Below are 9,944 nucleotides of genomic sequence, written 5' to 3'. Positions count from 1 at the left end.
CCCCCGACCCCTCCCCTCAAGGGGAGGGGAGCGAACTCGGAACCAGCCTACCGTCCCATCGTTCATCATCCTGCCGGTTTCGCAGCAAAGGCTTGCGCTGCAAGACCCAAATCGGCGATCCTTTCCAGTTAGCCGTTCAGGAGCCATTCGACCGCGATGAACCTCTATCTCGTTCTTCTCCATCTCGCCGGCGCCATCACCTTGCTGCTCTGGGCCGTGCGCATGGTGCGCACGGGCGTCGAGCGCAGCCAGGAGCCGGCGCTGAAGCGCCTGCTGCGCGAGAGTGGAGGCGGGAAGCTGCGCGCCGCGGCGGTTGGAACGGGAATCGCCATCGTGCTGCAGAGCTCGACGGCGGTGGCGCTGCTGGCGGCCGGGTTCGCCGGCAGCGGGACGCTGACGCTGGCGACGGGGCTGACGCTGATGCTCGGGGCCGATCTCGGCTCGGCGCTGGTGGTGCAGATCCTTTCCGTCGACCTGCATTGGCTGATCCCGGTGCTGCTGGTCATCGGCGGGGCGCTGTTCTTCAAGGGCACGTCGCGGCCGTGGCGGCAGGGCGGGCGTATCGTCATGGGCATCGCGTTGATCCTCGTCTCGCTGCAGATGATCGGGCAGGCGACGCTGCCGTTGCGCGAGGCCGAGTTCCTGCCCGATATCGTCGGGTACCTGGCGAGCGACTTCGTCACCGCATTCCTCATCGGGGCTGCGTTCACGTGGCTCGTGCATTCGAGCGTCGCTTCGATCCTGATGGTCGCAACGTTCGCCGCGCAGGGGCTTGTGCCGCTGGAGCTCGGCGTGTCGCTGATGCTCGGGGCCAATCTCGGCGGCGGGCTGATCGCGCTCGGGCTCACCCGCAACAGCGTCGTCGAGGCGCGGCGGATCGCGGCGGGCAACCTGCTGTTCCGCGGCGTCGGGGCGGCGCTCGTGCTCGTCGCCTTCCACTACCTCCAGCCGCCGCTCGACATCCTGGGGCAGGGCGTCGCGCGCCAGGTCATCAACCTGCACCTCGTGTTCAACCTCATGCTGCTCGTCGTCTGCCTGCCGCTCACCGGGCCGGTGGCGCGGCTGGTCACCCGCCTTATCAAGCCGTCCGTGGCCGAGCCGCCGCCGCTCGTTGCGGCGAGCTCGTGCCTCGATCCTGCTGTCGTCGACCAGCCGGCCCTGGCGCTCGCCAGCGCCAAGCGCGAGCTGTTGCGCATGGCCGAGATCATCGAGCGGATGCTGAAGCCCCTGATGGAGCTCTACGAGACGGGCGATCCGGAAAAGATCCGGCAGGTCAAGCGCCTCGAGGAGGCGGTCGATCGCGCCCAGCAGGACATCAAGCTCTACCTCGCCCAGATCAGCTACCCCGAGACCATGCAGGACGAGGCCCGGCGCGGGCACGAGCTCGCCAACTTCGCCATCAACCTCGAGTATGTGGGCGACGCCATCTCCAAGACGCTGGTCAAGCTCGCCGAGACGCGGCGCGACCAGAACCTCAAGTTCTCGCCCGCCGGCTGGCGCGAGCTCAACGAGTTGCACCACCGGGTTATGCAGAACATGCAGCTCGCCCTCAATGTGCTGATGTCGGAGGACCGGGAATCCGCGCGCCTGCTGCTCGCCGAGAAGGATGCCATGGGCCAGGCCGAGCGCGCCAGCGCCAGCGGGCACCTGCAGCGCCTGCGCCAGGGCGCCTCGCAGAGCATCGAGACCAGCAATATCCACCTTGAGACGGTGCGGGCATTGAAGACCATCAACTCGCTCTTTGCCAGTGTCGCCTATCCGATCCTGGCCGAGAGCGGGGATCTGCTCGACAGCCGGCTGGCGCGGGACAACGGAGGTTCGGCCTCGTGACGGGCTCGGACGCCGAGCGCATCGAGGCGCTGGAGGTGCGCGTCGCCTACCAGGAGCAGGCGATCGAGGACCTCAACACGGTCATCACCGATCAATGGAAGGTGATCGAAGCGCTGCAGCGCAAGCTCGCCCGGCTGGAGGAAGAGCTGGCCGAGGCCGAGCTTTCCGCCCGCGCCGGGGGTGCCGTGGAGCGGCCGCCGCCGCACTATTAGCGGATTTTCCACCGAGCCCGGCGCGCGGCCGGCAATGGGAAACAGAATCTTAAACGTCCTTGGTCAAAGTGCCGACAAATATCCGCGCCAGACGCGGAACCGTGTTCCGCGCGGATCGGCGCGCGAACCCAAGAGTGCCGGCCGGCGGGCCGGGAGTGGAGTAGCGGCGAACGATGGGCGAGCGTATCCAGCCCGAGACCAGCGGGGAGGCGGCCCCGCATATCCCCGTGCTGCTCGACGAGGTGCTGGCGGCGCTCGCGCCCCTGTCCGGCAGCCGAGTCGTCGACGGCACCTTCGGGGCCGGCGGCTATTCGCGCGCGCTCCTCGAAGCGGGGGCCGAGGTCATCGCTATCGACCGCGACCCCGGCGTCAGGTCCTTCGCCGAGCGGCTTTCGGCCGAGTTTCCGGGCCGCTTCACCTTCGTAGCCGGGACATTTTCCGAGCTCGACACACTCGCAACCGGACCGGTCGATGGCGTGGTGCTCGACATCGGCGTGTCCTCCATGCAGCTCGACGAGGCCGGGCGTGGCTTCTCCTTCATGCGCGAGGGGCCGCTCGACATGCGCATGAGCGGAGAGGGGACGAGCGCGGCCGATCTCGTCAACTCGCTCGATGCCGAAGAGCTCGCCAATCTGCTCTATGCCTTCGGCGAGGAGCGCAAGTCGCGGCGCATCGCGCAGTTCATCGTCGCGGCGCGCGCCGATGCGCCGATCGAGACGACGCTGGAGCTTGCCCGCGTCATCGAGAAGGCGGTGGGCCGCAAGCCCGGCGAGATGCATCCGGCAACGCGCGCCTTCCAGGCGCTGCGCATCGCGGTCAATGGCGAGTTCGACCAGCTGGTCGAAGGCCTTTTTGCCGCCGAGCGGCTGCTGGGTGAGGGCGGGCGGCTCGCCGTCGTCACCTTCCATTCGCTCGAAGACCGCATCGTCAAGCGGTTCTTCAATCCTGAAAAGGGCGGTCCCGCCCAGTCGCGCCACCTGCCGCAGGTCGTGCGCGAGGAGCCGCGCTGGCTGGATGTCGCCAAGGCGGCAAAGCCGGGTCCTGCTGAATTGCAGCGCAATCCGCGCGCCCGCTCCTCGACGCTGCGCGGCGCCAAACGCTCGGCTGCTCCGGCTCGGCCGGTGAGCTACGAAGGCCTCGGCGTTCCCCGTGTGAGGGGGGCGGCATGATCCAGAAGTTCAACATCTTTCTGCTGATCGCCGCGACCGTGGCGCTCGCCAGCGTCTACATCCTCAAGTTCTCGATCGAGCACACGGCCGGGGAAAAGCGGGCGCTCGAAGCCCATATCGGCGAGCAGGAAGCCGAGCTTTCGCTCCTCAAGGCTGATTGGGCCGTGCTCAACCAGCCGGGCCACATCGCGCCCATCGTCATCCGGCACCAGGATGCGCTGCAGCTCGCCCAGGTCTCGCCGCGCCAGTTCGGCGCGTTCACCGACCTGCCGATGCGGCCCGCCCAGCCGGATGCCGGGGCGATGAACGACCTGTTCGAAATGCTCGAAGCAGGCGTCGACCCCATCGGCGCGATCCTCGAGGAGATCCAGTAAATGGCGGTGATGACCGGCGAGAGCCTGCCCATCGCGCTCGATGGGGCGCGCAAGGTCCGCGGAAACCTGACGCAGACGCGCATCCGCTGGATGATCTTCGCCATCGTCCTCGGTTTCGCGCTCGTCGGCGGGCGGCTGGTGCAGCTCGGTCTCGTCGAGACCGATACGCGCATCGAGGGCCAGACCCGCGACGCCATCCAGGCGACGCGCCCGCCGATCCTCGACCGGAATGGGCTCGAGATGGCGGTCGACATCAAGGTGCCCTCGCTCTTTGCCGAGCCACGCCGCATCATTGATGTCGACGAGGCGGCCGAGGCGCTGCTGACGGTCCTTCCCGACCTCGACCCGCAATGGCTGCGCCGCCGGCTGACCGGTGACCGCGGGTTCGTCTGGATCAAGCGCGAACTGACGCCTGCGATCCAGGAGCGCATCATGCGCCTCGGCATCCCGGGCATCGATTTCATCACCGAGAGCAAGCGCTTCTATCCGGGCATGAACGAGGCTTCGCATATCCTCGGTTCCGTCAACGTCGACAATCAGGGCATCGCCGGCATCGAAAAGCACATGGACGACGACAACGTCGCGCTCTTGCAGGAGCTGGGGCTGGCGCGCGGTAACGCACTGACGCCGGTGCAGCTTTCGGTCGACATGCGCGTGCAGCACGCGGTCTACGACGAGCTGCGCGATTCCCTCACGCGCTATCAGGCGATCGCCGCGGCGGGCGTCATCATGGACGTCCATACCGGCGAGATCGTCGCCATGGCCTCGCTCCCCGATTTCGATCCCAACGAGCCGGCGACGGCCCTGGTCCGGGACTCCTTCAATCGCATCACCTCGGGCATCTTCGAGCTCGGCTCGACCTTCAAGACGGTGACCCTGGCCGGCGCGCTCGACAGCGGCACGGTCAGGATCACCGACCAGTTCGATGCTCGCTTCGGCATCCGCTTCGGGCGCTACACCATCGATGATTTCCACGGCAAGCACCGCATCCTCAGCGTGCCCGAGATCTACAAGTACTCGTCCAACATCGGCACCATCCGCATCATGCAGACCTGGGGCAAGGACAACTATCGCGCGTTCCTCACCCGTCTCGGGTTCGATGCGCGCGTGCCCCTCGAGCTGCCCGAGATGCGCAATCCCGTCGTGCCGGCGACCTTCTCCGAGGTCGGGGCGGCCACCGCCTCGTTCGGGCATGGCCTCAGCGTCTCGCCGCTGCACATGGCGGTGGCGTTCTCGGCCTTCACCAATGGCGGCAACTACGTGCCGCCGACCCTCTACAAGCGCACGCCCGAGGAGGCGCAGGCGCTCTATCGCCACGTGCTCACGCCCGAGGCCAGCGCCTCCATGCGCTACCTCATGCGCCTCAACGCCATCGAGGGCTCCGGCAGCCGCATGAACCGCATCGCCGAGGGCTACCGGACCGGCGGCAAGACCGGGACGGCTGAAAAGGTCGTTGACGGGCGCTATTCTTCGGACAAGAACCTCAACGTCTTCGCCTCGGCCTTCCCGATGGACAATCCGCAATACGCGATCGTCATCCTCGTCGACGAGGCGCAGCGCGAGAACCCGCAGTCCGGCAACACCGCCGGCTGGAACGCGGGCGAGGTCACCGGCCGCATCGTCAAGCGCATCGCTCCGATGCTCGGCGTGCAGCCGGACTTCCGTCCCGAGATCGATACGGCGCTGACGCCGCCCATGTTGAGATAGATATCCAGAAGGATACCCCCACGTGTCATTGAGCGTAACGCAACTGCTGGAGGGCTCGGGCGCCCGGCCCAAGAAGGGGCTGGCGACGGTCTTCGGCATCCATTCGGACAGCCGGGCCATCGAGCCGGGCGATGTGTTCTTTGCCCTGCCTGGGCTCAATACCCACGGCATCGAGCACATCGACGAGGCGGTCAAGCGCGGGGCGCTGGCGGTGGTGTCGGACCGCGATCCGGTCGGTGATCCCGGCGTGCCGGTCATCAAGGTCGCCGATGTGCGCGCCGCCTATGCGCGCGCCGCCTCGCGCATCTTCGATCCGCAGCCCGAGATCATCGTCGCCGTCACCGGCACCAACGGCAAGACCTCGGTCGCCTCGTTCACCCGTCAGATCTGGGAATATGCGGGGATCGCCGCCGGCAGCATCGGCACGCTCGGCGTCGAGACGCGCCGGGGCCTGCGCGAGGGAAGCCTGACCACCCCGGACTCGCGCGCGCTCCACCAGAACCTGCGCGCCCTCAAGGCGCAGGGCATCAACCACGTGGCGCTCGAGGCCTCGAGTCATGGGCTGGAGCAACGCCGGCTCGACGGGTGCTATTTCGAGGCGGTGGCCTTCACCAACCTCAACCGCGACCATCTCGACTACCACGGCGACATGGACGCCTACCGCAACGCCAAGCTGCGGCTCTTCACCGACCTGCTGGTCGACAGCGGCCCGGCGGTGGTCAATGTCGACGATCCCGAGCACGAACCGTTCATGTTCGCGGCCCTCTCGCGCGGTTCGACGCTGCTGACGGTCGGGCGCGAGGGCGCCTACATCGAGATCCTCTCCATCGAGCCGGAGGGATACGGGCAGCGTGTGACCGTGCGGCATATCGGGGAAAAGCTCAGCTTCCTCCTGCCGCTGACCGGCGAGTTCCAGGTCTCCAACGCGCTCATCGCGGCGGCTCTCGCCATGTCGACCGGCGTCGACAAGAAGGATGCGTTTCCTGCGCTCGAGCAACTTAAGGGCGCCAAGGGGCGGCTGGAGCTCGTGGGCGAGCACAAGGGCGCTGCGGTCTTCGTCGACTATTCGCACAAGCCCGCCGCGCTCGAGCATGCGCTCATGTCGTTGCGCCCCTATGCCAAGGGCAAGCTGCGCGTCGTCTTCGGCGCGGGCGGCGATCGCGACAAGGGCAAGCGCCCGATGATGGGCGAGGTCGCGGCCCGCCTCGCCGACGACGTGATCGTCACCGACGACAATCCGCGCACCGAGGACGCCGGGACCATCCGCGGCGAAATCCTGGCCGCCGCCAAAGGCGCGCGCGAGATCGGCGACCGGCGCAAGGCCATCGAGACGGCCGTGGGCGAACTGAAGAACGGCGACGTACTGCTGATCGCCGGCAAGGGTCACGAGGACTACCAGATCATCGGCACCACCAAGCACCACTTCTCGGACCACGAAGTCGTGGTCGAGACGATAGGCGGCTGAGGATGGCGGCGCTCTTTTCCCGCGACGAGCTCGTTGCCGCCACCGGCGGCATCGATCGGGGGCTCCCGGAGGAGGGCGTCTTTTCCATCTCCATCGACTCGCGCGAGATCGAGCCCGAGGCGCTGTTCGTCGCCATCAGGGGCGACCGCTTCGATGGGCACGATTTCGTCGAGGCGGCGCTATCCAACGGCGCGGCGGCGGCCATGGTCGCCGAGGAACGAGCGGCCGGACTTTCCGGTCCGCTGCTGGTCGTGCCCGATCCGCTTGAAGGGCTGCGGGCCCTGGCGCGGGCCGCGCGGGCGCGCTCGCGGGCGCGGATCGTCGCGGTCACGGGAAGCGTCGGCAAGACGACGACCAAGGAAGGTCTGCGCCTCGCCTTTTCGGCTGCCGGCGACACCCATGCCTCGGTCAAGAGCTTCAACAACCATTGGGGCGTGCCGCTGACGCTGGCGCGCCTGCCGCGCAAGGCCGATTTCGGCATTTTCGAGATCGGCATGAACCATGCGGGCGAGATCACGCCGCTGGTCGGCATGGTGCGCCCGCACATCGCCGTCATCACCTCAATCGCTCCCGCCCATCTCGACGCCTTCGGCTCGCTCGAGGGCATCGCCCGCGCCAAGGCGGAGATCTTTTCCGGGCTCGAACCCGGCGGGATCGCGCTCCTCGGCGCGGACCATGATCAGCTCGACCTCCTGCGTGAGGAGGCCAAAAAGGCTGGCGTCGAGACCATCGTCACCTACGGCTTTGCCGAGGGCTGCGACTGGCGGGTCGTGAACTACGAGACCCTGGGCGATCAGGGCAGCGCCGAAATCCGCCACGGCGGCGAGCGCTACCGGCTGGCGGTCGCGGCGCCCGGCCGGCACATGATGGCCAATGCAGCGGGCGCTTTGGCGGCTGCCGTGCTCAGCGGCATCGAGCCCGATGTGGCGCTCGGCGCGCTTTCCGCATTCGGGGCCCAGGCAGGCAGGGGCCAGAAGGCGCTGCTCGGCGATGCCCGGAACCCGCTCGTCCTCATCGACGAGAGCTACAACGCCAATACCGCCTCGATGCGCGCCGCACTCGAGGTGTTCGCCGGCCAGGCGGCGCCGGGCGGGCGCAAGGTGGTTGTTCTCGCCGACATGCTCGAGCTTGGCCGGGACAGTCCGGCGCTCCACGCGAGCCTTGCCGATGCCGTTCGAGAGAGCGGGGCGGACCACGTCTATCTCGTCGGCGAGGGCATGGGCGCGCTGGCCGAGGCGCTGGGTTCCAGGCGCGTCACGCTGCATGTGAAAAGCGCGCAAGAGCTCGCCGAACCGCTGCTCGACAGCCTTGCCTATGGCGATGCAGTTATGGTCAAAGGGTCCAACGGCATGCGGCTGGCGGGACTCGTCCAGAAAATTCGCGATAAATTCCGATAACCGCCGGCCAGCGAGGACCTTTGGCGACATGCTCTATTTTCTCGGCCAGTTAGGGGATACCCTCTCGGCCTTCAACGTCTTCCGCTACATCACCTTCCGCACCGCCGGCGCCGTCATCACGGCGCTGTTTTTCATCTTCCTGTTCGGCCCCGGCATGATCAAGGCGCTGCGCCTGCGCCAGGGGCGCGGGCAGCCGATCCGCGAGGACGGGCCGCAGGGGCACCTGCTGACCAAGAAGGGCACGCCCACCATGGGCGGGCTGATGATCCTCTCGGGCGTCGTCATCTCGACCCTGCTCTGGGCCAACCTTTCCAACGGCTATGTGTGGGTGGTGCTGCTGGTCACTATCGGCTTCGGCGCCATCGGCTTTTATGATGACTTCCTCAAGGTCAAGCGCATGAGCCACAAGGGGTTCGGCGGCAAGCAGCGCCTCGCCATCGAGGCGGTGATCGCCGGTGTCGCGTGCTTTGCCATCGCCCAGCTCGGCGAGGACCCGTTCTCGACCTCGCTGCTCTTCCCGTTCGTCAAGGGCCTGGCGCTCGAACTCGGCTGGTTCTTCGTCGTCTTTGGCGCGTTCGTAATCGTCGCCGCCGGAAATTCGGTCAACCTCACCGACGGCCTCGACGGCCTCGCCATCGTGCCGGTGATGGTGGCGGCCGCGTGCTTCGGGCTCATCGCCTACCTCGTCGGCTCGGTGACCTTCTCGGACTACCTGCTCATCAACTACGTGCCGGGCACGGCCGAGCTCTCGGTCGTCTGCGGGGCGCTGATCGGGGCAGGGCTCGGGTTCCTGTGGTTCAACGCCCCTCCGGCGCAGATTTTCATGGGCGACACCGGCTCGCTGGCGCTGGGCGGTGCGCTCGGCTCCATCGCGGTCGCGACGAAGCACGAGATCGTCCTCGCCATCGTCGGCGGTCTTTTCGTCCTCGAAACCATCTCGGTCATCGTGCAGGTGGTCTCGTTCCGCCTCACCGGCAAGCGCGTCTTCCGCATGGCGCCGATCCACCACCACTTCGAGCATCTGGGCTGGACAGAAAGCCAGGTGGTGATCCGCTTCTGGATCATCGCGTTCGTGCTGGCGCTGATCGGGCTGAGCTCGCTGAAGCTACGCTAGGGCAGGGTCTCCAGACCTTCGGCGCGAGCGGCGGCAAGGAGGGCTTTGTCGAGGCTGGCGAGCGGCAGGCGCTCGCGCAGCGCAAGCTCGAGATAGGAGGCGTCGTAGGGCGTCAGACCGTGCCTGTCAGAGAGGGCAAGGATTTCGGTCCAGGCGCGCTCGTGTGTGTCATCTCGGACAACGATATCCAGAAGTTGCAAGTCGGCCAAGGACTCGTCTCGATAACGGGAGGTCATCCGGTTTTTGCGAATTGCCGTCCTGAACGCGTTGGCGATTTCCAGCCGCCAAAGGGAGGGCACGACAGCGCCATCGCGTGTGACTTGGTCAAAGATGCGCTCTGTCGCTGGCGTGACCTCATCCTCCAAGTACCAAGTCATCACCAGGGACGAATCGACCACGATCACCTACTTGCGGCCCTCGTTAATGAGATCCTTGATCGTCAAGCCCGGTCCCAATGTGATTCCTCCGCGGCGTTCGCGAATGCGCGCGGCTGCTGCACGAGCCTTCGCTACATCCCGCTCCTGCTCGACCGGCACCACCCGCGCTACGACGCGTCCATCGTGGACGACCTCGACGGTCTCCCCGTGCTCGACCTTGTCGATCACCTCGGCGAAATCGCTGCCGGGGCGGAATTCCCACTTGTCGTCCATCGCGGACCTCCGTGCGTGGTTTCCTA

10 protein-coding genes are annotated in these 9,944 nt (G+C 67.0%); 8 read left to right on the top strand and 2 right to left on the bottom strand.

Annotated elements, in window-relative coordinates; all coding sequences use genetic code 11:
- Positions 1 to 156 precede the first annotated feature (156 nt).
- The 8 genes from VE25_RS04555 to mraY all read left to right on the top strand — a co-directional run bounded on the left by VE25_RS04555 (position 157) and on the right by mraY (position 9,268).
- The gene (locus tag VE25_RS04555; RefSeq protein WP_046107413.1) at positions 157 to 1,830 is read left to right on the top strand and encodes a Na/Pi cotransporter family protein; all 1,674 of its coding nucleotides are present in this window, start codon (positions 157 to 159) and stop codon (positions 1,828 to 1,830) included.
- Positions 1,827 to 2,042, top strand: a complete 216-nt coding sequence (locus VE25_RS04550) for a SlyX family protein (RefSeq protein ID WP_046107412.1) — start codon at positions 1,827 to 1,829, stop codon at positions 2,040 to 2,042. The genes VE25_RS04555 and VE25_RS04550 overlap by 4 nt, the downstream gene beginning before the upstream one ends.
- A 173-nt stretch (positions 2,043 to 2,215) precedes the next feature.
- Positions 2,216 to 3,211 carry a 16S rRNA (cytosine(1402)-N(4))-methyltransferase RsmH gene (gene rsmH, locus VE25_RS04545; RefSeq protein ID WP_046107411.1) on the top strand — a complete coding sequence of 332 codons (996 nt, stop codon included), beginning with the start codon at positions 2,216 to 2,218 and terminating at the stop codon, positions 3,209 to 3,211.
- Entirely contained in the window at positions 3,208 to 3,585 is a 378-nt protein-coding gene (ftsL, locus tag VE25_RS04540) for a cell division protein FtsL (protein WP_046107410.1), read from the top strand. Before rsmH ends, ftsL begins: the two co-directional genes overlap by 4 nt.
- On the top strand, positions 3,586 to 5,292 hold the full coding sequence (locus VE25_RS04535) for a peptidoglycan D,D-transpeptidase FtsI family protein (protein WP_046107409.1): 1,707 nt from the start codon (positions 3,586 to 3,588) through the stop codon (positions 5,290 to 5,292).
- 28 nt (positions 5,293 to 5,320) lie between these two features.
- Positions 5,321 to 6,757, top strand: a complete 1,437-nt coding sequence (locus tag VE25_RS04530; RefSeq protein WP_046107408.1) for a UDP-N-acetylmuramoyl-L-alanyl-D-glutamate--2,6-diaminopimelate ligase — start codon at positions 5,321 to 5,323, stop codon at positions 6,755 to 6,757.
- 2 nt (positions 6,758 to 6,759) lie between these two features.
- Positions 6,760 to 8,154 (top strand): UDP-N-acetylmuramoyl-tripeptide--D-alanyl-D-alanine ligase, encoded by a 1,395-nt coding sequence (locus VE25_RS04525; protein WP_046107407.1) that lies wholly within the window; start codon positions 6,760 to 6,762, stop codon positions 8,152 to 8,154.
- Positions 8,155 to 8,182: 28 nt separating this feature from the next.
- The gene (gene mraY / locus VE25_RS04520; RefSeq protein ID WP_046107406.1) at positions 8,183 to 9,268 is read left to right on the top strand and encodes a phospho-N-acetylmuramoyl-pentapeptide-transferase; all 1,086 of its coding nucleotides are present in this window, start codon (positions 8,183 to 8,185) and stop codon (positions 9,266 to 9,268) included.
- Here the strand turns inward: mraY and VE25_RS04515 are convergent.
- Both VE25_RS04515 and VE25_RS04510 read right to left on the bottom strand, forming a co-directional pair.
- Positions 9,265 to 9,672 (bottom strand): type II toxin-antitoxin system VapC family toxin, encoded by a 408-nt coding sequence (locus tag VE25_RS04515; RefSeq protein ID WP_201776042.1) that lies wholly within the window; start codon positions 9,670 to 9,672, stop codon positions 9,265 to 9,267. The genes mraY and VE25_RS04515 overlap by 4 nt on opposite strands.
- Positions 9,673 to 9,918, bottom strand: coding sequence for a type II toxin-antitoxin system Phd/YefM family antitoxin (locus VE25_RS04510; RefSeq protein ID WP_046107405.1), 246 nt, complete (start codon positions 9,916 to 9,918; stop codon positions 9,673 to 9,675).
- Between the last annotated feature and the right edge of the window lie 26 nt (positions 9,919 to 9,944).

The organism is Devosia geojensis (genome assembly GCF_000969415.1).
Taxonomy (GTDB): Bacteria; Pseudomonadota; Alphaproteobacteria; order Rhizobiales; family Devosiaceae; genus Devosia; species Devosia geojensis.
Note: the sequence above shows the minus strand (reverse complement) of the source record. Positions and strands in the feature narration are given on the sequence as shown.